Here is a 24929-nt window from a genome sequence, read left to right as displayed (position 1 = left end):
GACGCTCTTCAAGATACCGTCTGTGGAGCAATTGACGATATCTCTCATCGCCAGGCCGCAGCGTGCTTCACCGCCGCCGGATATGAACCAGACTGATCGGATTATGCTCTAGAGACGCGGATAGCATATCGTTGCAAGGATATAAAATCCCAGGGGAAACCATTCGTTTATTGGATGGAACAAAAAGACGAAGCGGTGAGGATGTCTTCATAACAAAAAAATTTAAAGTTGAATCAGCCACGTCAAATGCGGGCGAAGGATTTGTTTGTAAAGTGCGGAGCGAAGACGGAACTATAATACAAGCCACAATTATGGATGCGGTAATGGCTGATCACGATAAGGAAATTATTCAAAACGCATTTTGGACAAAAACTGACGTAATATTGACCATTTCAGCACGACGCATTGGGGTTGACTATAAAAACGCAAAAATAGAAAACGCCAGAGGATAGATTCCTCATTATTTAATAAAATTATTTATATATTACATATTTATAATGAAGGACATCTACCCCGTCATCATCTCCCGCCGCTTCTCGAACAGATCCCCGCGCTGGTAAGCCGCCTCGACCTTGTTACTGATGGCATGTGCCAGCGCCATTTCGGCCACTTCTCGCGGATAATCCGTCTCTTCTGCTGCCCAGTCCCGGAACGTGGAACGCAAGCCGTGCACGGTGACATCTTTCGTGCCGGCGGCAATATGCAGTGCCTTGGATAGCGCCACGTCTGACAATGGCTTCCCCCGCTTCTGGCCGGGGAACACGAGATCACCAGCTCGGTCATCACGTAGCTGCAGAACCTCCTGCAGGACGGCCACAGCGCCCTCAGAGAGAGGGACGCGGTGTTCCTTACCTTCCGGGAATCGCGTATGGCACTGCATTATGCATTGCGATTTTGACATCTGATGGCCACCGGGATTTCACCTCTGACCTAGCATAATAGGGTCCACGCTCAGCACGGAGGATTCGATTATGAATACCACCTACGCGGACTGCGAAACCCACGAAATAGCGTCACGACTGATCGCTGACCACGGCATTGCAGCCCGTTCGGTTGCCGCCGAAAACTTTGAATGGTCCTATCAGCGACGCAGGTATGATTGTGCCGACAGATGGCTCGGCGTCTTTCGTGTCCTTGGCGATGACCAGACATTGTCCCGATCAGAAGCTGATGCTTTGTCGTAGCCTGATCCGGGCCTGATCTGGTTCTGAAACATGGAAGCACCGATCAGCGTCGGCTCTGCCTGTCTGAGATCCTTCGCCGGCCTGAATAGGTTCGCGCATGTCGGAAGCTGCTTCATGGACCGCTGCCATTCGGTCGGGTGGACAGTTGTGATTGGCGCACCCAGCGTCGCTGCCACGCCCTCGACAAATCCTGCACCGGCCGGACGCCGTGGCTGAGACACCGTTACCATGTGCTCCTCTCCACCCGGACGACAGACAGATCATGCGCTCGTAGCTCGTCGCCAGCAGAGCTTGGAAACGGGGGCGTGTTTTCCGCTCAGACAACTTAATCTGAGCTGATCAAATCACGAAAGTGTGACACTCGCTTCCGGAAGCGCTCCTTAACAAACTCTCCGGACTACGGTGCGTTCATTATTAGTAGCCGTATATCTGCTGATCCCCGCATCTGAAGGAGCTTCGCAATGGCTGACAAAACTCGTGATAATTTCGGCGGCGCTCTTAACAAGATCGCCGATACACTGACCCGGGCGCATGGTGACAATTCCGGTCTCGCAAGCGCCGTCGTCGAATACCTGGGTAAAGAAGGCAGTCCGGGAATCCCCGTTGTTCGCGGCCGGGCAAAAGAAGCTGGTCTGGAAGGCCTGCTTGAATTCTGGCGCCGCGCACCGAGCCACACATCCCTTGAGGATACGCTGGTGACAGCTCTGATATCAGAAGAGCAAATTGAGCATTTCTCCGCAGAAACAGGTCTCTCCCGTGCTGCAACAGTGAAAGGGCTGGGAGATATTCTCCCCAACCTTGTGTATAAAAATGCATTAAGGGAACGAGGTCAGCGATCGTAAGCAGGAAGTGAATGCAGGAGAATAATGGAATCGGTTCTCCTGCCGAGAGTAAATATAGTTCAATGTTTACAGAGAGAAATATTCGTTTATTTTTCAGAATGTAATTGATTGAATATTTTGCGCAAAAGTTACTTAATTTTCCTTTAACTCTTCATGTTTCAGTCAGTGGAAGCTGATCCGGAAACGAATGGATTCTGGTCCTGTTTTTGTGAAGCCAGTCGTGTGACATCCGGTCGCATGCGCTAAGGTCAGCATGACGAAACAGGGAGAAGACTATTATGAACGCCCTCGATGGAAAGCAATGGCTGCTGTTCGTAGCGCTGGGGCTGGCAAGCATCATCCTCGGCGCAATCGCGTGGATGGATGCCATTTCGGTCACACTGGCCAGTGCAATGTTTCTTGGCGTGCTGGTGATGATCGCCGGCGCCGTACAGGTTTTCCACGCCTTCGCCATAAAGGCATCGGGAGGGTTTCTGTTTTCGCTGCTGCTCGGTATCGCGTATCTGCTTGGTGGCGCCCTTCTGATTGAGGAGCCGGCAACAGGTTCGGTTATCATTACGATCTTCATCGCGATGTGCATGGTGGTTGCTGGCACGGTAAGAGCCATTGTCGCTTTTCAGAACCGTGGTGTGCCTGGATGGTGGGTCGTTTTATTCGGAGGTCTTGTGAGCCTCGTTGTCGGGATCATGCTTTACGCAACTCTCCCCTGGTCAGGACTGTGGCTGGTCGGCACATTGATCGCAGTGGAACTGATCATTGCAGGCGTAGGCTGGATTCAGTTCGGTCTTGCGCTGCGTCGTGGAACGACGGAAGTCGGAACCGGCTTCTGATCATCTGAAGCAGAACCGGTTTCCAGAGCCACACTTCGGTACCGGCACGAAGTGTGGCTTTTTATTATCCGCGTCACTGAACGACAGCAATGCATCACAGTTACGGGAGAGGACGGGCAAACAGCGCGGAAAAAGCCTACCTTCTGTGAAAAGCCGTTGTATCAGCGGTCTCACTTCACGGAGTCAGACATGTCCGAGAACCATATCCTGCGCGACACTCCCATTGGCATCGACGCCAAAGGCACCCGGATCGAGAGCGATTCAATGGGACAGATTGAGGTCCCGGCGAATCATTACTGGGGTGCTCAGACTCAGCGTAGCCTTGTACATTTCTCGATCGGACGGGATGTGATGCCGATTGAGCTGTGTCGGGCTTATGGCATTGTCAAAAAAGCTGCGGCACAGGTGAATGCGGCAGATAATCGCCTGCCGCAGTGGAAAGCTGACGCCATTATTAAAGCTGCTGATGAGGTGATCGAGGGCAGGCTGGACAGTGAATTTCCGCTTTTCGTCTGGCAGACCGGCTCGGGCACACAGACAAACATGAACGCCAACGAGGTCATTGCCAACCGGGCCATTCAGCTTCTTGGCGGCGAAATCGGATCAAAAAAGCCGATTCATCCAAACGACGACGTTAATATGGGGCAGTCGAGCAATGACTCCTTCCCCACCACAATGCATGTGGTTTCGCTGCTGGAAATTGAAAACACGCTGATCCCGCAGGTTGAAGCATTAATCAGCAGCATTCGTGAAAAGGCTGATGGCTGGCAGGATGTGGTCAAGATTGGCCGCACTCATCTTCAGGATGCTGTCCCTCTGACCGTCTGGCAGGAATGGTCTGGCTGGGCGCAGCAACTGGATGATGCGCTTGATGCCCTGCGTGCGGCCCGTGGTGGTCTGTCTCAGCTCGCGGCCGGCGGCACAGCCGTTGGAACAGGCCTCAACGCTCCGGCGGGTTTTGGAACGGCTATTGCGGCGCGCATTGCGGGTCTGACGGGCAAACCGTTTGTGACAGCACCCAACAAATTCGCGGCCCTGGGCGGGCTGGATGCCATGGTACGTGCCTCTGCGGGATTGCGCGGACTGGCCGTTGCTCTGATGAAGATTGCCAACGACATGCGGTGGCTGGGGTCCGGGCCGCGCTGTGGTCTGGGCGAACTCCATTTGCCGGAAAACGAACCTGGTTCGTCCATTATGCCTGGAAAGGTCAATCCGACTCAGTGCGAAGCGATGGTCATGATCGCGACACAGGTGATGGGGAATGATGCGACTGTTGCATTCGCAGGCGCGCAGGGCAACTTCGAACTTAATGTGATGCGACCAGTCATTGTCGCGAATGTTTTACATTCTGTCCGTATTCTTGCCGATGGCTGTCACAATTTCCGTGTCTTCTCGGTAGACGGCACAACACTGAATAAAGAGCGCATCAGACAGTATGTTGATGAATCCGTCATGCTCGTGACGGCACTCAGTCCGGCCGTCGGTTACGACAAGGCCTCCGCGATTGCTCATCGTGCAATGGAGCGGAATGAGACGCTGCGCGAAGCTGCTCTTGAATCGGGCGTTGATGAAGCGACCTTCGACAAATACGTCAATCCGTCTGAAATGGTCGGTCATGGTCTTGCCGGTGCGTAACACGCAACCGGCAGGACCATGACTGGGCCGTCTGCGGATAATGGCCGCGGGTAAGGTTCACCGGAATGAGCAGATCCGGAGAGCCTTACCCGTATATGAGAAATTGCCTGGTAAGCCGCGCATAGCCTTTACGGTTCGATGATCTTTTGCGACAGAGATACGCTGCTCCTCAGCGGAAACAATTCCGTGTAAGAGACAGAGTGGCCGGAACACGGTCCCGCCCTTACCGGCATGGAGTGGCTGCGTGTGCCATACCTGATCTTTTCCCCGGATATCTTCATGACCATTCCCGAGATTGCTCCGTTTCATGCCATTGCTATCAGTGCGCTCGCTCATGAGCTGGCGGCTGAAGGTCAGGACATCATTCACATGGAGTTCGGCCAGCCTTCCACCGGCGCACCGGTGAAGGCAATCGAACGGGCTCAGCACGTCCTGGCAACTGACCCGATGGGATACTGGGAAAGTCATGCTCTCAAAGAACGCATTGCCCGGCATTACATGGAGACGTATCGTGTTTCCATCACAGCAGATCAGGTGATCCTGACCTGTGGCGCATCTCCGGCTCTTGTGCTGGCCTTAACGAGCTGTTTTGTGCCGGGAGACCATGTCGCGCTTGCCCGGCCAGGTTATGTGGCTTATCGCAATACGCTCCGGGCACTGCATATGATGCCTGTCGAAATTCCCTGTGGAAAAGATGAACGGTTTCAGCTGACAGCGGATGCCATTTCCGCGCTCATGCCGGCTCCGCAGGGACTCATCATTGCGAGCCCGGCCAATCCAACAGGCACCATTCTCGCGGATGCGGATCTGCGGGCGATCGTTTCAGTCTGTCGCGAGCGCGGTATTCGCATTGTATCGGACGAAATTTATCATGGCCTCAGCTATACCGAGCCGGCGCATAGTGTACTGGAGTATGATGATACTGCACTCATCATAAACAGCTTTTCCAAATATTTCAGTATGGCTCCATGGCGTCTCGGCTGGCTGATCGTACCGCCGGATCTTATGGATGCGGCACGCGCCCGGATGGGAAACCTGTTCCTGCCGCCGGCCGCTCTGAGCCAGCATGCCGGTCTTGCCGCGTTCGATTGTCGTCCTGAACTTGAGAGCCATATCGGAACATATCGCAGGAATCGCGATCTTCTTTTGCAGGCTCTTCCTGAAATGGGACTGAACAACATCGCGCCGCCTGACGGGGCATTTTATATTTATGCTGATATCGGCCATCTGACTGATGACAGCCTGGCATTCTGCGAAAAACTTCTGCGCGACACTGGCGTCGCGACGGCGCCTGGCATCGATTTCGACCCCGTCAATGGCAACCACTTCATGCGGTTCAGTTTTGCCGTCTCTACCGACCGGGTTACTTCTGCCATCGCGCGTATGCGCCCGTGGTTCGCGGCACGCACGACAGAAAGCAGCTTTTCCATACCATCCGGAACGAAAAAAGGCTGACCAGAAGGAGATCTGGTCAGCCTTTTTTTGCGTTACTTCGCGGCGTGTCAGGCTGATATGGCCTGCGTTTCAGGAACTGTAAAACCAATGATCCGCGCATAGTCTTTCGGCACGATCTGCCAGAAATCAGGCAGCACTTCATCCCATTTATGCAGCAACATGGCTGCATAACCGGAACGGGTTTCAGCCGCGTGTGTTTCGACCAGAGAACGCAATTTTTGCTGCCATTCCGCTCCGGTCACCCGCACCCAGAACACGTTATCCGGATTGACTTTCTGTTCAAAAGAGCCGTCCGCATCGTAGACAAAAGCCATACCACCGGTGAACCCGGCTCCAAAGTTGTCGCCTGAATCACCAAGAATGACGACTGTTCCACCAGTCATATATTCACAGGCATTCGAACCGCATCCTTCGACCACTGCCGTGGCGCCGGAGTTACGCACTGCAAAACGTTCACCCGCCAGACCAGCGGCATAGAGTGCTCCGGCTGTCGCGCCATAAAGTACCGTATTACCGATAATGGCATTTTTGTTCGACGCCAGCGCACTGGAGGCCGGCTGACGCACAACAATCGTGGCACCCGAAAGACCTTTGCCAACATAGTCGTTGGAGTCACCCAGCACTTCAAGCTTGAGGCCCTGAACAGCAAAAGCACCGAGTGACTGGCCGGCTGAACCACGCAGGCGGACGGTGAGATGCCCCGGCGCCAGAGTGCTCATCCCGAACTGACGCACGATCAGCGAAGAGATGCGCGTTCCGATCGCACGCATCGTATTCTGCACATTGTATTGCAGTTGCATCTTCTCGCCGTGATCAAAGAGCGGCCGCGCATCGGCGATCATCTGGGCATCGAGCGTATCAGGCACCTCGTTGCGCCCGTCGAGCGTGCAATAACGTGCATGTGGACCGGGATCAGCCTGCACAAGCAAAGGATTCAGGTCGAGGTCATCAAGGTAATCCGCGCCGCGTGAGACCTGGTAGAGCAGGTCTGTGCGGCCGATCACCTCATTCAGCGTGCGGAAGCCAAGCGATGCCAGAATGTTCCTGACGTCTTCAGCTATGAATGAGAACAGGTTGATGACCTTTTCCGGCGTGCCCTCAAACTTTGCGCGCATTGCCGGATCCTGCGAGCAGACGCCGACCGGACAGGTGTTGGAGTGACACTGGCGCACCATGATGCAGCCCATCGCCACGAGGCTGGCCGTGCCGATACCGAATTCTTCGGCGCCCAGCATGGCTGCGATGACCACATCACGACCCGTCTTGATGCCGCCATCCGTCCGTAGCGTCACGCGATGTCGCAGGCGGTTCAGCATCAGCACCTGATGCGCTTCAGCAAGCCCCAGCTCCCAGGGAAGGCCCGCATATTTTACGGACGTTTGCGGGCTGGCCCCGGTCCCTCCGGAATGACCGGAGATCAGGATCGCATCGGCTTTGGCTTTGGCGACACCTGCGGCGATCGTGCCGATTCCGGAACGCGCGACAAGTTTAACCGTGACACGTGCTTCGGGATTGATCTGCTTGAGATCGTAAATGAGCTGCGCCAGATCCTCGATCGAATAGATATCGTGATGCGGCGGAGGCGAGATCAGTGTTACACCCGGGGTTGCATGACGTAATTTCGCGATCAGCTCAGAAACTTTAAAGCCCGGCAGCTGACCACCCTCGCCTGGCTTCGCTCCCTGCGCGACCTTGATCTCGATCTCGCGGCAGTCATTCAGATATTGTGCCGTCACGCCGAAGCGGCCCGAAGCCACCTGCTTGATCGCAGATGAGGCATTGTCGCCATTCGCCCGTGGCTTCGCCCGCGCCGGATCTTCGCCACCTTCGCCGGAGTCCGACTTGGCGCCAATCCGGTTCATCGCGATGGACAGCGTTTCATGTGCCTCAGGGCTGAGTGCACCAAGCGAAATTGCCGGCGCGTTCAGACGCTTCCGCAACTGCGTGATGCTTTCCACTTCCTCCACAGAGATCGGAGTCCGGCCTCCGCGGAAATCGAGCAGATCACGCAGCGCTACGGGTTTCTGCCGTTGTACGGCATCTGCATAGCGTTTGTAGATTGTAAAGCTGTCGCTGGAGACAGCTGTTTGCAGCATGTGGATCAGTGTACCGTCAAAAGCGTGGATCTCTCCGCTTCGACGCATTTTATAGAGACCACCGACTGGCAGAACTGCTGTCGTACTGCCCCACGCTTCCTGATGGAAACTGAGAACATTGCGTGCGATACCGGCAAGTCCGATGCCGGAGATGCGCGACGGCATACCGGGGAAGAACTCCTCAACCAGTGCGCGTGATAGTCCCAGCGCTTCGAAGTTGCAGCCACCGCGGTAAGACGCTGTAATCGAAATGCCCATTTTGGACATGATCTTCAGCAGTCCCTTATCGACTGCCTTGCGATAGCGTTCGACGGCTTCACGAAGACTGATGTTGCCGAACAGGCCACGCCGCAGGCGATCTGCGATGCTTTCCTGCGCAAGATAAGCATTGATGGTGGTCGCACCGACGCCGATCGTCACGGCGACGGCATGGACATCGAGCACATCGGCAGACCGGACGTTCAGGGATGTGAAAGTCCGTAGCGAATTTCTTACGAGATGCGTATGGACCGCGGCCGTGGCGAGAATGGTCGGGATGGCTGCATAGTCAGCCGACTGATTTTCATCTGTCAGGAAGACATGCGCACATCCTTCACGAACACGCTCTTCTGTCTCACGCCGGATCCGCGCGATTGCTTCGCGCAGTCCTTTCTCTCCGTCCGCAACTCTGAATGTCGTATCGATCGTGCAGGCATGTTCAGCGCAGAAACTGCGCAGAGCCTCGAATTCACCATTTGTGAGAACCGGGCTCGGCAACTGAAGGAGATCACACTGCTCTTCACTCTGCGCGAGGATGTTACCAAGATTCCCCAGCCGTGTGACCAGGCTCATAACCCGTGTTTCGCGGAGGGAATCGATTGGCGGATTCGTGACCTGACTGAAGCTCTGGCGGAAATAGTGGGCAAGGCCCCGATACCGCTCGGACAGAACCGCAAGAGGGGTATCATCGCCCATCGATCCGATCGCTTCGGCGGCATTTGCCACCATGGGCTGAAGGATCTGCTCAAGCTCCTCAAGTGTTGTGCCAACAGCAAGCTGGCGGCGGCGCAGCTCTTCCGAAGGATACATGACCGGCTCGACAACATCGTTACGAACGATGGCGCCGATCTTCTGGATTTTCTTTACCCAGCGTCCGAAATCCTGCCGCTCCGAAAGGAGATCAAGCAGTTCATCGTTACCGTAAAGCTTTGCCTCATCGAGATCGACCGCGATCGTCTCCCCCGGACCGAGGCGCCCGCGACTGACAACATCGGCTTCCGGCACCTTCACCATGCCGGTTTCCGACCCCACGATCAGCAGATCGTCCGAAGTCCTGATGTAACGCAGAGGCCGGAGACCAGAGCGATCAAGACCTGCGATAACCCAGCGGCCATCCGTTGCGCAGAGCGCCGCCGGGCCGTCCCACGGCTCCATGACGGCGTTGCAGTAGGAATACATATCCCGGTGCTGGACCTTCATGGAGGAATGAGCGCCGACACTGGCGGGGATCATCAGCGCCTTCACTGCCGGCGCATCGCGCCCGGCATGCGTCAGCAGTTCAAAAACATTATCGAGCGTCGCGGTGTCGGACCCGCCCACCTGCACAACAGGCTTGAGGTCGTTCATGTAAGGATCGAGAGCCGGGTCGGCGAGCCGTGTTTCGTGGCTGCGCATCCAGTTGATATTACCGGAGATCGTGTTGATCTCGCCATTATGCGCCACACGCCGGAAAGGCTGCGCCAGTTTCCAGGTCGGAAATGTATTTGTTGAATAACGCTGGTGATAAATCGCAAAGCGGCTGACAAACCGCTCGTCGAGCAGATCCGGATAGAAAATCGTCAGATGCTCCGCGAGGAACATGCCCTTATAAATGACCGACCGGCAGGACAGCGAACAGATATAGAGGTCAACCTGATTGGCGATGGCGGCTTTCTCGATGCGCCGGCGGATCACATAAAGGTCGCGCTCAAATTCGGCTTCAGGCCGGCCACATTTATTACGGATCAGAATCTGTTCGATTTCGGGCCGCGTCGCGTTTGCTTTTTCACCAATGCACGACGTATCGATCGGCACCTGTCGCCAGCCGTAAATTCCGTAACCAAAAGCCAGAATTTCAGTTTCGATAATCTGGCGGCAACGCTCCTGAGCGGCAAGATCGGTCTTGGGAAGAAAAACCTGCCCGATAGCGATAATCGTTCCACCGGACAGCGGAGCGTTGGTTGCGCGGATGGAGTCAGCAAAGAAATCCTGGGGAATTTCGACGTGAATACCCGCGCCGTCACCGGTCTTGCCATCCGCATCGACCGCGCCGCGGTGCCAGATCGCTTTCAGCGCCTCGATACCGGCTTCGACCACATCACGGCGTTTTTTGCCATCAAGAGCCGCCACAAGTCCTACGCCGCAGGAATCATGTTCATCTTCAGGCCTGTAGAGCCCCTGCTGCAACGTATCGGCGTTGCGTTTCCAGGTCTCGACAAAGATATCGCCGCGCTCGGCGGCGGGAGAGAAACCGAAGGTCTTGTCCATGATTGTTACTCCGCAGCCAGAGAAGCAGATGCAGATGCAGATGCCCGTTCGCTGATCCAGTGATCGATCTGCGCCGCCGCATCACGGCCGTCACGGATCGCCCAGACAACGAGGCTGGCACCGCGCACGATATCGCCGGCGGCAAACACGCCGGATATGGACGTTTCAAAGCGTTCGCGGTCGATCTTCACCGTTCCCCAGCGGGACACTTCAAGATCTTTCGCCTCCCATAACTCCGGCAGCGGCTCGGGATCGAAACCGAGCGCCTTGATCACCAGATCGGCCTTCACCGTGAACAGTCCATCCGGTTCCGGCTCGATGGACTGGCGACCTGTTGCGTCCGGCATGCCGAGGCGCATCCGCTGAGCGCGGACGCCGGTCACCGCATTGTCGCCCAGAAATGCTTCAGGTGCCGCGAGCCAGACAAATTCGACGCCCTCTTCCTCGGCGTTTTTCACTTCGCGGACGGAACCGGGCATATTCGCACGATCGCGACGGTAGAGGCACTTCACTGAACGCGCGCCCTGACGGATGGCCGTGCGGACACAGTCCATAGCGGTATCACCGCCGCCGATCACCACAACGTCCTTATCGGTGGCATCAAGCTCGCCCTCCGGCACGGCATCGCCCAGCGAGCGCCGGTTCGAAACGGTCAGATAGTCGAGCGCGCGGACGATCCCGGGCAAGCCCGAACCCGGGCCACCGATTTCGCGGGCTTTATACACCCCTGTCGCGATCAGGACCGCGTCATGCTGTTCCCGCAACTGCATCAGCGTGACCTCTCCGTCACCGGTGCCGATCGCCTGTCCGAGATGGAAAATGACTCCCTGATCCTCAAGGAGCTTCTCACGACGGGCCACGATGTCTTTTTCAAGCTTAAAACCCGGAATTCCGTAAATCAGCAGGCCGCCGGCCCTGTCGTGACGGTCATAGACATGCACCTGATGCCCTGCCGCGCGCAGCCGTTCGGCTGCGGCAAGGCCGGCCGGACCGGCTCCGATAATGGCAACTGAGCTTTCCAGTTCACGAACCGGCAGGTCTGGCTTCACCCAGCCTTTTTCAAACGCCGTATCCGTAATGTAGCGCTCGACCGCGCCGATGGTGACGCTCTCGAAGCCTTTCTCAATCACACAATTCCCTTCGCAGAGGCGATCCTGAGGACAGATCCGTCCGCAGATTTCCGGGAAGGTGTTGGTCGCCTGAGAGACGGCATACGCTTCTTCCAGCCGGCCTTCCGCTGTCAGCATCAGCCAGTCAGGAATATTGTTTCCCAGCGGGCAGTGTATTGAGCAGAAAGGAACGCCGCATTGCGAACACCGGCTGGCCTGCGTGCTTGCCTGCTCCGGGGCAAAGTCCTCATAAATCTCATCAAAATCATTTCGGCGCTCAGCAGCACCGCGCCGGGGCGGCTGCGACTGCGAAACCGAGACGAATGAGAGCATCTTTGTGGACATGCGCTGAGTTTCCTTGTGGGCGGGCTTCCCGTGCTCAGGACGGACGTGAGTGACCGCCCGCCAGAGCAGAAGCCGGAAACAGCGATAGCGCACGTCTCGCAGGAACAAAAGACAGCAATACTGCCCCATTCACCGAAACAAAACGGGATGCTGCGGTGGTGCGATCAGAAACATCTGAAAAATATGATCCGGTTGGGACCTGATTTTACTCAGTAAATTGATTTATAATGTTATTTTTTTCTCCACCACCCGCAGCGTAGCGCTTCAGATAAGCTGGCGCGATCAGATCCATCGAGAGAGGCGCCATGCCGATCTCAGGGAAGCCAGGCATGCCGTCCGACACGATATTATCCACCGACAGCATTCTGAGCTGATCGCGTGTCAGCATTCTTCCTGGCAGACGCTCCAGCACCAGAGCCTGCAGAGACGCGAGTGCGGAAGGCACCTCGAAAACAGGCTTGTTCCGACCGGTCATCACAAGAACACGTCGGCAGATCTCGCCCATGGTCAGCACTTCTGGTCCGCCAAGCTCGCAAACGCCTGTTTCTGTCGGGCGGACATCGACGCTTGTCGCGATAATACGGCGGATCGCTTCGGCGACATCGGCAACATAGACTGGCTGCACGCGGGTACGGGCACCGTAAACCGGCATCACAAAAGGGACATAACGGGCAAGAGCGGCAAACAGATTGAGAAAATGGTCTTCAGGCCCGAACAGGACTGAAGCCCGAACGATCGTAGCCGACGGAAAATTCAGTCGCACCTCCTCTTCGCCCGCGCCCCGACTTCTCGAATAGATCGAGACTCCTGACGTGGACGCACCAATCGCCGACATCTGAATCAATGTTCCGACGCCGTGTTCAGCGGCGGCTTTTGCGACGCGTGCCGTGCCTTTTACGTTGACGGCCTCCAGCTTTGCGACTGTCGGAGCCGAAAGAATGGCGGCAAGATTGATGACAACATCCGCACCGGCCACGGCGGATCTGACGTCGTCATCGCTCTGAACGGGCGCGTAAAACGGGGAAATCTGTCCGACAGCACCGAGTTGCCGGAGATTGTTCGCCAGATCGGTGCGACGGCAGGCCACACGCACGGCGTAACCATCCTGCGCCAGCTTGCGAACAACATATTTTCCGAGAAAACCCGAACCACCGAAGACGGTCGCCACTCGCTGACCTGTCATCACTCTGCTCCCCGTGCACTCCGGGAAAAGCCCCGGCTCGTAACCGGAACCACAACGCCTGAAAACGTCAGTTTGTCCGGTCTTTCATCGGGACACGATACATCCGGCCCTCTTCCTGTCCACACCGCCACAGATCATGCGCGCGTGAACACCCGGCGGGCAGGACGCCGTAAGCCCCCTGCCCGACACTGTTCCGTGACGGCTTAATGAGCCGCGTTGCCGGCCCCTGATGCGGCCAGCCACTGAGCAATGGCCGGCTGAGCCCGCAGACGGATGCCTATATTCATTGCCACTTCCTCCGCGCTGCGATCGGCTGCAATTTTTCCACCTGATGTCGCAGAGCTGACCGGCGCGGCTTTCATCTGCGCGACGATTTCAGGACTGAACGTGGCCGCGGCGATCGCGGGCAGCAGATCCTCACGGGACTGCGGAGTCAGATGCCCGCTGATGTCAGCCTCGCTGGCGACCACCTGCTCCCACACCAGATCCGGATTCTCGCTGTTCTGTGCCAGCACGGCCAGCGAGCGGACAATGCGTCCGTTTGGAATTGCGCCACTCCAGGCGAGGCGAACTGCTTTGCGAATCAATTCCGGGTTCTGTGACCGGGCGAGAGCGGCATAAAAACGACGCTTCTGCTCAGTATCCGGCGCCTTGCGGACCATGTCCGCCAGGACATTCCATGTTTCCGCATTCGCATGGAGGCCGACCGTCTGCATCACGGGCTGCACCAGCCCCGGATCGAGCGAGGCAGGATTTTTCCGCCAGGCCGTAAAGCGCTTCGCGGCTTCTGCTGCGACATCCGCATCATCCATCACACCGAGAGTCTGAATAATCTGCGGTCTCAGGAGTGTGTCGAGGAAACTTTCACCTGGCTTCGGGTCCCAGCCAAGCCGGCTGAGCTGCGGAGTCAGCACTGTGCGAACGAAGGCACGAAATGCCGGGCGTGAAGGCGATCCGCGCTCAAGATCGTCAAGACGACTGAGATGCGTGAGCGTGTCCTGCCAGACGGCGATGCTGGTTTCACCATTTGCAGACAGGCCGGAGACGAGATCGAGATAATCAGCGAGCTGACCTTTATCGGCCTGAAAAAGCGCGAACTGATCACCGAGCAGATTGACCCGATCCGTTGCATCAAAACGGGTGAAATTCTCTTTCAGCGCGCGGAAAGAGGCTGCATCATACGCCGTGCGGTAATAACTGCCCTCGCCCGGATTGGCTTTGATCGCCTTGCCACAGCCATGAAAACGGAGCGTTGCCTTATCAGTCAGAACCACTTTCTGCGCCGGCACACCGGGACCGCCAATCACAACAGGAACACGCCAGTGCAGCGCGGCGGCGTTCGGATCGTGAATCGTGAATCGGCTCTGCTTCAGCCCGATAACTGTATTACCGTTCCGGCAATTTTCTGAAACGCTGATGAGCGGAATGCCCGGCTGTTCCGTGAATGTGCGGGCAACGGCACCAACATCCTGATGTGACGACGCGGAAAGCGCATTCCACAGATCAGCGCTTGTCGCATTGCTGTAGGCATGAGTCTTCATATAGTCCCGCATGCCGTCACGGAATGTATCAGGGCCCAGCCAGGTCTCAATCATGCGAATGACCTGTTCGCCTTTCTGGTAACTGATCCCGTCAAACGCACTTCCGGCCTGACTGACATCGCGAACAGGCTGCTGGATCGGGTGTGTTGTGGAAAGCGCATCCTGAGCCATGGCGCGTTCGCGCCCCATATGCTCGCGTGGCCAGACTTCCCAGGTCGGGTTGAAATGATCGAGCGCTTTCGTCTCCATCCAGGTGGCGAAACCTTCATTCAGCCAGATGTTATCCCACCATGCCATGGTAACGAGATCACCCGACCACTGATGCGCCATTTCGTGCGCGACCACGAGATAGACCAGTTCTTTCGTGCCCGGGGAGCTGTGCGCGGGATCATACAGCAGGTCTTCATCGATGAAAGTGATGGCGCCCCAGTTTTCCATTGCGCCGGCCTCGTAATTTCCGGGAACCGCAATCAGATCGAGTTTCGGCAACGGATAAGCCGTCCCGAAATATCCGTTGTAATAGGGCAGAATTTCAGAGGCAGCATGTGTGGCATACTCCGTGCTCTGCTCTTCACCTTTCGGAGCCCAGGTGCTGATCGGCGTGGCGCCGCCCTGCCCGTGCGTCGCGGCGAGATCACCGGCAACAAGCGCCAGAAGATAGGTGGACATGCGCGGTGTCGTGGCGAACGTTACGCGCTGCGTGTCGTCAGACGCGGGCGCGGTCGACTCAACCGGCATGTTGCTGATCGGCACCCACGCTTTCGGCAGCGTCACGTTCAGGCGGAATGTCGCCTTGAACGCCGGCTCATCCCAGCAGGGGAACATCCTCCGCGCATCAGCGACCTCGAACTGGGTCACGAGCATGCGCTTTTTCGCTCCGGCGGAATCACGATAATCATCGTAATAAATTCCGTTGGGCGTTTGCGGAATCGGTCCGGCATAGGAGATGTCGATTTTATGCGACCCGGCAGCAAGAGGCTGCTGTGACCGTAGCGTCAGAGTCTGTCCTTTTTCATCGGTGCTGACCGTCGCCGGGGCGCCATCGATCGTCGCGGAGCGGACGGTCAGGCCAGCCTGATTCAGCGTGACCGTGTCAGTCACCGCCGATACGGATACGGAAATCATCTCATGACCGCGAAGGGTCAGCGCCTTCATATCGGTGACAAGATCAATGTCATAAGCCGAAGGGACGACTGTTTTTGGCAACTGACCAGGCGTGGTGCTGAATGAAAAAGGCGCCTCGGCATGAGCGGACCGAACCGGTCCTGTGAGCATGGCCGCGGCGCAGAACAGTGTTGAGGCAAGAAGCAGAGTGTAACGCATCATCATATCCCGGGTCTTTGTTGCATGGAGGGAACCACAGCCGGCATCCGTCGGAAAGATGTCATAAATCACATGAAAGGCCTCTTGACCTGCTCGATCTGCCCGTTTAAACGCCCTCCAGCACCCTGGGGAACCAGGTTGTCATCTTGCCCAGATGGCGGAATTGGTAGACGCGCAGGTTTCAGGTACCTGTGGCCGCAAGGTCGTGGAAGTTCGAGTCTTCTTCTGGGCACCAGAGTTTTTTTCCAAAATTAAATGGACGGGCCATGAGCGGCAGGCAGATCCCGATCGATGGCGCTATCACGCTGCATCGCAATGATCTCCCGGACGGGCTTGAGTTCGGGCCGCGTGTCGCGATCGACACCGAGACCATGGGCCTTGTCCCGCACCGGGACCGACTCTGCCTCGTACAGCTTTCGTCTGGCGACGGCACTGCGCATCTGGTGCAGCTGATACCGGATCAGCCAGGCGGAAAGCCGGCGGACTGCCCGAACCTTAAGCGCCTCCTCTCGGATGCCTCGGTTCTGAAGATCATGCATTTTGCGCGTTTCGATGTTGCTGTTCTCCAGCATACGCTGGGCATCACCGTAGCGCCGACAGTCTGCACCAAGATTGCGGCCCGGCTGGTGCGCACCTTTACTGACCGGCATGGTCTGGCGGCGCTTTGTCGTGACCTGCTGGGAGTCGAAATAAGCAAGCATCAGCAGTGTTCCGACTGGGGGGCACCGAAACTGACACCCGAGCAGCTCGTCTATGCCGCGTCCGACGTGCTGTATCTGCATGCTCTCTGGGATAAACTGGAAGCACTGCTTGTGCGCGAAGACCGCCGCGAACTGGCGCAGGCCTGCTACGATTTCCTGCCAGCCCGGGCCCGGCTTGACTTACTCGGATATGAAGATCCGGACATCTTCTCCCATCGTTCCTGAATGTGTCGCATAGCTCCGGACGGACGCGATTGACCGGCACGTCCCGAGGGACGATAGAGACCTGCATGAGTTATCCCGATCCATCCGGGCCACCTGCGCGACCAGTCGCCATTTTACAGACCGGACACGACACGGCAAACCCGCCTCGCAGAACTGAAGCACCCGGTCGGGATCCTGTCGCTGCGGCGCGGGCCGTGCTCACGACTGAAGTCGCTGGTCTGAGCGCGCTGGACCGCGCCATGGCTGACACGCACGGTCTGGGTGCTGCGTTTGCCCGTGCGGTCGATGTCATTGCCCGGCTTGAGGGACGCGTCGTTGTCACCGGAATAGGCAAATCAGGTCATATCGGCCGAAAAATTCAGGCCACACTCAGCTCGACCGGCACTCCGGCTATCTTCGTGCATCCGGTGGAGGCATCTCATGGCGACCTGGGGATGCTTGCGGCCGGGGATGCTGTCCTGGCATTGTCCAATTCGGGTGAATCGTCCGAACTGGCTGATATTGTGGCGCATAGTCGTCGCTACGGTCTGCCACTTTTTGCGGTCACGGCCTGTGAGTCATCGGCTCTCGCCGAGGCGGCGGATATTGTGCTGCTGACCCCTGCCATGCCTGAAGCCTGCCCGATGGGACTGGCTCCGACCACGAGCAGCATCATGCAACTTGCTCTCGGAGACGCGCTTGCTGTGTCACTGATGGAGCGCCGGGGTTTCACTGCCGGAGATTTCGGTGTCTTTCATCCGGGTGGCAGACTTGGGGCAAAGCTGCGAACGGTCCGGGATCTGATGCGCACCGGGGACGCGGTTCCGACCGTTCTGCCGTCAACAGTGCTGCGGGATGTGATTGTCGAAATCACTCGCAAAGCGCTGGGCTGCGTGGCTGTCGTCGATTCAGACGGCGGACTTGCCGGCATCATCACGGATGGCGATCTGCGTGCTGCGCTCGACCGCGATCTTGGCCGCACCTGTGCCAGCGAGGTGATGAACTGCTCGCCGCTGACTGTCGGAGCCGCTGTTCTGGGCGCCGAAGCGCTGCGTCTGATGAACGACCGGCCGAAACCGATTACCTCACTCTTTGTTCTGGATACAGAGAAGCACGTGATCGGTGTTGTTCATGTGCATGACCTTCTTCGGGCGGGCGTTGCGTGATGACCGACACACCGGAAGACCGGGCAGAGGAAGACCGCGCCCCGTCCCCCCCGGAGCATGCTGCGCGTGTTCAGAGACAGGATTTCAGTCGTTCCGATGAGACAATCCGCCGCCAGCGAACGATCATCGAAGCGGCAGCGGTTACGTCCCGCCGCGCACCTGGCGCTGCCGAACTGGCTCGTCGCCAGACGATGCTGCGCTGGGCAAAATGGGTACTGCCGGGCCTCGCTCTTCTGCTACTCAGCTCGATCGCTGTCTGGCCGGAGATCGACCGGATGATGCATGCGAGCCACACAGCATTGACAGAAGCTACCCGGCTGAAACTGGAAAGCGGTAATCTGGAAGGCGCGATCTATCGCAGCGTCGATACTCATGGAAGGCCTTTCATGATCACGGCGAAGACCGCCCATCAGATCGATCAGGACCGGATTGATCTGGTCTCGCCGGCAGCCGATACGCTGACCCAGAGTGGCCAGTGGCTCTATCTGCAATCGGAAAACGGCGTTTACATGCAGCATGAGCAAATTCTGGATCTCACGAAGGAAGTCACACTCTACCGCGATGATGGACTTATGATGCGCGGTCCGTTAGCTGACATCGATATGCATGAAGGCGTTGTTGCCTCCGATGACTGGGTGCATGTGGAAGGACCGTTTGGTGTTCTGGATGCCAAAGGCTATTTCCTCGCAGAACACGATGGTATTGCTCAGTTTCGCGGTCCGGGACGGATGATCCTGAATGATGACCGCAGCGGCTCGCACGACAAGGCCAGTTGAATGGTGCTCCTTTCCTTTGCTTCCCGGACGCCGCAGGCCGGAATCCGCGCACTCTCCGGAGCTTCATTCCGGGTTCTGTCCGGTACGGCTTCGGTGCTCATTGCGCTGACACTTCCTGTCCGGGAAGCTGGCGCGCAGGCGATTGATCTGTCGCATGGTGGCCAGATCACCGTGACTGCTGTCGGTGGATTCGACTGGGATCAGAATGCCCAGAAGGTCACGGCATATGATCAGGCTCAGGCAGTCCGTGGCGATGTGACTGTTACCGCAGATCGCCTGATTGCCTATTACCGGAAAAAAACCGCGACGCCCGACGCTGTCAATCCGATTACGCCTGCATCAGAACCATCAGAGCATAAAGAAGTAGCGGCCAGCGCTCCTCCATCTGCTCCTCCCACGGCTCCGCCGTCTGGCACTGGCAACACATCGCCTGATAGTGGAGCCGCGCCAGCTGCGGGGAGCCCGGCAGGCGCTCAGGCTGGTGGCATGGACAGTTCCGGGTCAAACGAAATTTACAGGCTGGAAGCTATCGGGCACGTCCATATCTTCACGCAGACCGATCAGGCATGGGGCGATAAAGCCGTTTACGACATTGACAAGGCCACACTGGTCATGACCGGCCATGCGCTGAAGCTGACCACGCCGCAGGATGTTCTGACATCCCGCGATTCGATGGAATATTACTCGGATACGCGGATTTCCATCGGTCGTGGCGATGCGACGGTGACCACCAATGAAGGTAAACAGATCCGGGCCGATGTGCTGGTCGGCTACAGTGCTCCGGCGGACAAAAAGCCGGTCGCCGATGCAGCCGTACCGGCGCCGAAACCCGGAGGTGATCCGATGGCGAATGGCTCAGGCAAGCTGGAGAAGGTTAATGCGTTTGGTCATGTCTGGGTTCGGACGCAGACAGAAGTCGTGACGGGTGATCGGGGTGTGTATGTTCCCGATACCGGCATTGCCCGGATTGTTGGCACTGTCCACATCACCCGTGGCCAGAACCAGCTTCAGGGATCGGCGGCAATCATCAACATGCACACTGGAATCGCCACGATGACGGAGCGTCCGGGTGCACGTGTCAGCGGACTTGTCGTGCCGAACAATGATGGCAGCAGCAGTGGTGGCCACTGACCATGACTGAATTTGAAGACATTACTGAAGACGTGATCATCGATCCGGCCGGAACCGGCCACACCGTTCTCCGGGACCGGAAACACGGCCTTTTCGCGGACGGGATTGGAAAATCCTACAAAAAACGCGAGGTCGTGAAGAACGTCTCGATTGAAGTGCATCGCGGCGAGGCTGTTGGTCTGCTGGGCCCTAATGGCGCCGGGAAGACAACCAGCTTTTATATGATCGTCGGTCTTGTGCAGCCTGATACCGGAACGATCACGCTGGATGGCGCCGACATCACGCGTCTTCCGATGTATCGGCGTGCCCGGCTTGGGATCGGCTATCTGCCCCAGGAAGCCAGCATCTTTCGCGGACTGAATGTCGAACAGAATATTATGGCGGCGCTGGAAGTGGTTGAGCCGGACCCGGACAAGCGGGACGCCATGCTGGACGGGCTGCTCGGCGAGTTCGGCATCTCACATCTGCGCCGCTCGCCTTCTCTCGCCTTGTCCGGCGGCGAGCGCCGGCGTCTTGAGATTGCCCGTGCTCTGGCCAGCCAGCCGCACTATATCCTGCTTGACGAACCGCTGGCGGGCATTGATCCGATCGCGGTCGGAGAAATCCGTGATCTGGTATCGCATCTGAAGGATCGCGGGATTGGTGTTCTGATCACCGACCACAACGTCCGGGAAACGCTGGAAGTGATTGATCGCGCCTATATCATGCATGGTGGTCAGGTGCTGATGCAGGGTGTGCCGGCGGAGATCGTCGCAAACGAAGATGTGCGTCGTGTGTACCTGGGAGAAACTTTTAAAATCTAATATCGCCCTATGGCGATAGCACCCGGGTTCCAGCTCAGACAGACACATAATCTCGTCATGACGCCGCAATTGCGTCTGGCGATTAATATCATGCAGATGAGCGGCATCGAGGTAGCGGCGCTTGTCGAGGAGGAACTACAACGGAACCCGCTTCTGGTAGCCGGCCAGACGGAAGACCTGCCTCCGGAGGCCACTTCCCCCGATCAAAGCATCCCGGAAACACCCCTTCCTGCCTCTGCACTTCCGGACAGTGGAAATCTCCCTGGACCGGACGATGCTCCGCTCGACACGGACTACGCTGCTGAAGCCCGTAGCGGTGGATTTGATGATGGCTACAACACTGATGGCGCGCCCTTTGACCGCCGCAAAGGCACTGCAATCCTGTGGGAAGGGCAGGAAGACAATCATGCTGCCACAGGCCAGCCTCCACTGCATGAAAGGCTCAGCGCACAGCTGCGGATGACACCGCATCTCAGTCACCGGCAGCGCCTCATAGGGGCATGTCTGATCGCCCGGCTCGATCTGGCGGGACGACTGGATTGTGCGCCTGGTGAAATAGCGGCGATTCTCGCGGTTTCGACGGAAGAGGTCGAAATTGTCCGTACGCTGATGATGACCACGTTCGAACCGATCGGGCTTTTCGCGTGCTCGCTGAAAGAATGTCTTGCGGCGCAGCTTACAGCACAAAACCGTTTCGATCCGGCGATATCAACGCTGCTTGATCATCTCGACCTCATAGCCGGACGGCATTATTCAAAGCTGCGCGCGCTCTGCGATGTCGATGAAGATGATTTCGCGGATATGCTCGCCGAACTGCGACGGCTTGATCCGAAACCAGGTTTTGAGCCGGATCTCTGCGCTGTGAGCACGGTCGTGCCTGATGTGATCTTTCGGCGTTCAGCAGATGGACTATGGCGCGTTGAACTCAACACGGATGCCATGCCACGTCTGCGTCTGGACAACGGATTGCAGGCCTGTGTTGCAATGCTCGGGCAGAAAGATGACCGCGCGTTTGTTCAGACACAGCTTTCGCAGGCAAGCGGGCTGATACGGGCTCTGGATCAGCGCGGACGGACGCTCTGGCAGGTTTCATCCGAAATCATGAGACATCAGCATGATTTTACGGAGCGTGGCGTTCCGGGGCTTCGCCCGCTGACACTGAGAGACATTGCCGCCACTACAGGCCTTCATGAAAGCACAGTGAGCCGGGTCACATCAGGCAAATACATCGCTACCCCGCGAGGAGTTTTTGAACTGAAATATTTTTTCACAACTGCCGTAAGAAACATGCATGGCAGCGAAAATCATAGCGCTGAAGCTATTCGTTTCAAAATTCGCAAAATGGTCGATGCTGAAACAAGGGGTTCCATCCTGTCAGATGATGACATCATGCGAAGGCTTCGCAAAGAAGGAATAGACATCGCCCGCAGAACCGTGGCCAAATACCGTGACACGCTGCACATCGCGAGTTCTGTGCAGCGAAAACGGGAGAAAGCCGCCTCAGCCTGATGGCGTGCTACGCCACCAGGAGTCAATGGCGACCGGTTTCCTCAAAGAAAGGAGCCTGTCAGAATGCACATCCACGTTTCCGGCAAACAGATTGACCTGTCTGACGCCCTCAAACACAGGGTGACACTACATCTTGGAACTATTGCTGATCGCTATTTTGATCAGGCAATGGAGGCTGATGTCACCTTCAGTCGCGCCCGGTCATTCTTCACCTGTGATATCAATGTTCATGCAGCCCGCGGACTGACCCTTCGGGGAGAAGGTGAAGCCGCCGATGCGCCAACAGCTTTCGATGATGCCGCCGAGCATATCGCCCGCAGACTCCGTCGATACCGTCGTCGGGTCCGGTCACATTCCCGGGCAAGCGAACGTCATCCTGGTCCTGAAATCGGACGCACATATGTTCTCCAGCCGCTTGACCCTCAACCCGCGATCGCTGCCACAGACGAAAACGCGGAAGGGCCTTACGCAACGATTATCGCCGAACAGGCAACCGAGATAGCGCTTCTGAGCGTGAGCGAAGCGGTCATGCGTCTTGATCTGGCGGATCGAAGTCTTCTCGTCTTCCGCAACAGCGTCAACAGACAAATCAACATCGTCTATCGACGTGACGACGGAAATATCGGGTGGGTCGATCCCGGATCTGCGTAACGTGAACGGTCATCACGGAAGCAGGCGCTGCCTCACTGGCAGCGCCTGCGCCCTTTAATGGATGGTCATGGCCACCATCTGATGCTCAGTGATAGCGGAAAAGACTGTTTCAGGATCTTCCGCTATGCCCATCATCTGTCCGTTCGCGGCATGAATGGCGAACACATCACGTCCCTCATTCATTCCTTTTCGGACATAAACCAGAGTAGGTAATCCGAGTGTCAGAAACTGATCATCCGTCAGATTACGAATATCGATAGCACCGGAAGATTTGTCGGCTTCCTGTGCGGCTATATTAATCTGATTTGACACGTTTCCCTGCATTGTTCCCCCCGCGCTTATCAGCGTCAGGTTCAATGGAATAAGATTCTGTCTTCTGACTGGCCGTGATCATTCGTCGCCAATGCTGCGCACGACCCGGGGCGCCGGTGGTTTCGCCGTTTCTTCGGCAACCTTACGAGTGGCGTTTCCTTTGGTGATATCGATCCGCCTCACCCTTACTTCAGGTTCGGGACGATAGAGGTCGATATTTAGCAACCCGTTATCGAGCCAGGCACCCCCGATATCGATTCCTTCGGCGAGAACGAACGATTTCTGGAACTGGCGTGATGCGATGCCGCGATGAAGAAAGACCCGGCCCTGAAGGTCATCCGATTGCCGCCCCCGGATAACCAGCTGATTATCTTCCTGCGTGATTTGCAGGTCTTCCATCGTAAAGCCAGCGACAGCGAGGGTAATTCGCAGTGCGGATGGACTGATCTGCTCGATATTATAAGGTGGATAGCCTTCACCTGATGACTTCGATGCTCGTTCGAGCATGGTTTCGAGATGATCGAACCCCAGAAACATCGGTGACCCAAAAACTCTGCCTGACATTGCAGCCTCCTCTGATGAGCGAGACGGGAAGCGGCCCCGTTACGGCGACCACACCACAAGGATATGGATCAACCCACAGCGGTTGCAAGAGGCGGGCGAATCCTTTGCACGAGGCAAATTTCGATCAACACCCAGGTAATCACGGCATAACAGACATGTGATGGGCCTCAAGAACACCGATATTGTGCAATTTCAGATTTTTATGCCTTCAATATGAGCATACAGACAGACGTCAGAAAAGACATAATTTTAATCATTTGCCTTATAATTATGCCCATAAAATAATCGACAGATGAGGGGTCAGCCATGCTGTGTGGCACATATGGCGGTCTTGTACTCACACAAAATGACGAAAAATCCTTTTTTAACCCTCATATCTGAAGCCACCTACTTAGTATGCATATTCTCGACATCAGATCTCCCACAGAAAAACTTGCTTCATGTCATCAGGACGTGCTTCTTCCCACCAACACATTCATTCGGAGTTATGACCATGCTTATACACGAAACGTTTAACTTCATCGCCAATCCGGTTAGCGCACTGGCTACCCTGTCCATGTTCGCTTTTGTGCCTGTCGTTGGCCTTCTGATGGTTGCGACCGTTCTGTCTGATCGCGTGGCTGACTGAGTCACGTCCATAGAGATTAAGAAGGGCGGTTAAATGCTTAATTCCGGGCTTTGATAGCGTCTCCTGATCACTCCCGTGAGTGAAAGGAGTCGCTATGAGCCAGGTTCCTCCCCCTGGTGCTGCGACGACACCACAGCGCAGCAAGCAGCTTGTTCAGGCGGGATGGGAAACCCCAGGCAGGGTTCGCGCTTGTAGCTTCAGGATTAACTCGAAGACGCTTATGAAACAGAAAAAGCGGCTTTCGGAGAAAGACGGACATCTCAGACTCGAAAGAGAGCAGGCCGGAAGTATGTTTCGGGCTTTTCCGGGAAACTCGTCGTAGCGCCATCCGGCTGAATCCATACCAGCTTCCGGAATAATGAAAGTCCGCTCGCGTTTTCATCAGGGTATGCTCAGTATCTGACACCCGATACCTGATGCCTATGTCAGTATGTGT

Annotated in this window: 20 protein-coding genes, 1 tRNA gene and 1 pseudogene; 15 read left to right on the top strand and 7 right to left on the bottom strand. The window is 56.7% G+C overall.

All coding sequences use genetic code 11. The annotated features are described in order from the left end of the window. The first annotated feature begins 131 nt into the window (after window positions 1-131). Window positions 132-452, top strand: coding sequence for a hypothetical protein (locus GOB85_RS08035; protein ID WP_173577034.1), 321 nt, complete (start codon window positions 132-134; stop codon window positions 450-452). Window positions 453-508: 56 nt separating this feature from the next. On the opposite strand, the pseudogene GOB85_RS08030 reads toward GOB85_RS08035, so the two are convergent. Next, window positions 509-853, bottom strand: a pseudogene (locus tag GOB85_RS08030) (tyrosine-type recombinase/integrase); the annotation flags it as partial. A gap of 118 nt (window positions 854-971) precedes the next feature. On the opposite strand from GOB85_RS08030, the gene GOB85_RS08025 reads away from it, so the two are divergent. The 5 genes from GOB85_RS08025 (at window position 972) to GOB85_RS08005 (ending at window position 5946) form a co-directional block, all read left to right on the top strand. Further along, the gene (locus GOB85_RS08025; protein ID WP_173577033.1) at window positions 972-1184 is read left to right on the top strand and encodes a hypothetical protein; all 213 of its coding nucleotides are present in this window, start codon (window positions 972-974) and stop codon (window positions 1182-1184) included. Between the two features lie 461 nt (window positions 1185-1645). Next, window positions 1646-2026: a YidB family protein gene (locus tag GOB85_RS08020; RefSeq protein ID WP_173577032.1), complete on the top strand. Its 381-nt coding sequence runs from the start codon at window positions 1646-1648 to the stop codon at window positions 2024-2026. A gap of 278 nt (window positions 2027-2304) precedes the next feature. Continuing rightward, window positions 2305-2856 (top strand): HdeD family acid-resistance protein, encoded by a 552-nt coding sequence (locus tag GOB85_RS08015; RefSeq protein ID WP_173577031.1) that lies wholly within the window; start codon window positions 2305-2307, stop codon window positions 2854-2856. A gap of 189 nt (window positions 2857-3045) precedes the next feature. After that, window positions 3046-4491, top strand: coding sequence for a class II fumarate hydratase (gene fumC / locus GOB85_RS08010; RefSeq protein ID WP_173577030.1), 1446 nt, complete (start codon window positions 3046-3048; stop codon window positions 4489-4491). 279 nt (window positions 4492-4770) lie between these two features. Continuing rightward, on the top strand, window positions 4771-5946 hold the full coding sequence (locus tag GOB85_RS08005; RefSeq protein ID WP_173577029.1) for an aminotransferase class I/II-fold pyridoxal phosphate-dependent enzyme: 1176 nt from the start codon (window positions 4771-4773) through the stop codon (window positions 5944-5946). Window positions 5947-5993: 47 nt separating this feature from the next. Here the strand turns inward: GOB85_RS08005 and gltB are convergent, their stop codons facing one another. The 4 genes from gltB to GOB85_RS07985 form a co-directional block, all read right to left on the bottom strand. Then, window positions 5994-10547 carry a glutamate synthase large subunit gene (gene gltB, locus GOB85_RS08000; protein ID WP_173577028.1) on the bottom strand — a complete coding sequence of 1518 codons (4554 nt, stop codon included), beginning with the start codon at window positions 10545-10547 and terminating at the stop codon, window positions 5994-5996. Between the two features lie 5 nt (window positions 10548-10552). After that, window positions 10553-12001 (bottom strand): NAD(P)-dependent oxidoreductase, encoded by a 1449-nt coding sequence (locus tag GOB85_RS07995; RefSeq protein WP_173577027.1) that lies wholly within the window; start codon window positions 11999-12001, stop codon window positions 10553-10555. Between the two features lie 205 nt (window positions 12002-12206). Continuing rightward, on the bottom strand, window positions 12207-13184 hold the full coding sequence (locus GOB85_RS07990) for a complex I NDUFA9 subunit family protein (protein WP_173577026.1): 978 nt from the start codon (window positions 13182-13184) through the stop codon (window positions 12207-12209). Window positions 13185-13387: 203 nt separating this feature from the next. Next, complete coding sequence (locus GOB85_RS07985) at window positions 13388-16120, bottom strand: M1 family metallopeptidase (protein ID WP_338421677.1); 2733 nt, start codon at window positions 16118-16120, stop codon at window positions 13388-13390. Between the two features lie 76 nt (window positions 16121-16196). Between GOB85_RS07985 and GOB85_RS07980 the strand changes: the two genes are divergently transcribed. The 8 genes from GOB85_RS07980 to hpf all read left to right on the top strand — a co-directional run bounded on the left by GOB85_RS07980 (window position 16197) and on the right by hpf (window position 22989). Continuing rightward, window positions 16197-16283, top strand: a tRNA-Leu gene (locus GOB85_RS07980). Between the two features lie 31 nt (window positions 16284-16314). Next, on the top strand, window positions 16315-16974 hold the full coding sequence (locus GOB85_RS07975) for a ribonuclease D (RefSeq protein WP_173577025.1): 660 nt from the start codon (window positions 16315-16317) through the stop codon (window positions 16972-16974). 65 nt (window positions 16975-17039) lie between these two features. After that, window positions 17040-18119, top strand: coding sequence for a KpsF/GutQ family sugar-phosphate isomerase (locus tag GOB85_RS07970; RefSeq protein ID WP_173577024.1), 1080 nt, complete (start codon window positions 17040-17042; stop codon window positions 18117-18119). After that, a complete protein-coding gene (gene lptC, locus GOB85_RS07965) occupies window positions 18119-18895 on the top strand; it encodes an LPS export ABC transporter periplasmic protein LptC (protein WP_173577023.1) in 777 nt (258 codons plus the stop codon). Before GOB85_RS07970 ends, lptC begins: the two co-directional genes overlap by 1 nt. Window positions 18896-18937: 42 nt before the next feature. Next, complete coding sequence (locus GOB85_RS07960; protein WP_408737056.1) at window positions 18938-20026, top strand: LptA/OstA family protein; 1089 nt, start codon at window positions 18938-18940, stop codon at window positions 20024-20026. 2 nt (window positions 20027-20028) lie between these two features. Then, a complete protein-coding gene (lptB, locus tag GOB85_RS07955; RefSeq protein WP_173577021.1) occupies window positions 20029-20829 on the top strand; it encodes an LPS export ABC transporter ATP-binding protein in 801 nt (266 codons plus the stop codon). 9 nt (window positions 20830-20838) lie between these two features. Beyond that, window positions 20839-22338 carry an RNA polymerase factor sigma-54 gene (rpoN, locus tag GOB85_RS07950; protein ID WP_173577020.1) on the top strand — a complete coding sequence of 500 codons (1500 nt, stop codon included), beginning with the start codon at window positions 20839-20841 and terminating at the stop codon, window positions 22336-22338. A gap of 63 nt (window positions 22339-22401) precedes the next feature. Then, window positions 22402-22989, top strand: coding sequence for a ribosome hibernation-promoting factor, HPF/YfiA family (gene hpf, locus GOB85_RS07945; RefSeq protein ID WP_173577019.1), 588 nt, complete (start codon window positions 22402-22404; stop codon window positions 22987-22989). A gap of 54 nt (window positions 22990-23043) precedes the next feature. Here hpf and GOB85_RS07940 read toward each other — a convergent pair whose 3' ends face one another. Then, window positions 23044-23301: a DUF1150 family protein gene (locus GOB85_RS07940; protein ID WP_338421676.1), complete on the bottom strand. Its 258-nt coding sequence runs from the start codon at window positions 23299-23301 to the stop codon at window positions 23044-23046. Between the two features lie 78 nt (window positions 23302-23379). Further along, the gene (locus GOB85_RS07935) at window positions 23380-23865 is read right to left on the bottom strand and encodes an Hsp20 family protein (protein WP_173577017.1); all 486 of its coding nucleotides are present in this window, start codon (window positions 23863-23865) and stop codon (window positions 23380-23382) included. A 493-nt stretch (window positions 23866-24358) separates the two neighbouring features. On the opposite strand from GOB85_RS07935, the gene GOB85_RS19590 reads away from it, so the two are divergent. Beyond that, entirely contained in the window at window positions 24359-24493 is a 135-nt protein-coding gene (locus tag GOB85_RS19590; protein ID WP_277875879.1) for a hypothetical protein, read from the top strand. The last annotated feature ends 436 nt before the right edge of the window (window positions 24494-24929 follow it).

Origin of the sequence: Acetobacter fallax (genome assembly GCF_011516735.1) — a bacterium.
GTDB classification, from domain to species: Bacteria; Pseudomonadota; Alphaproteobacteria; order Acetobacterales; family Acetobacteraceae; genus Acetobacter; species Acetobacter fallax.
The sequence above is the reverse complement of the archived record's forward strand: the minus strand, read 5'-3'. Positions and strand labels throughout refer to the sequence as shown.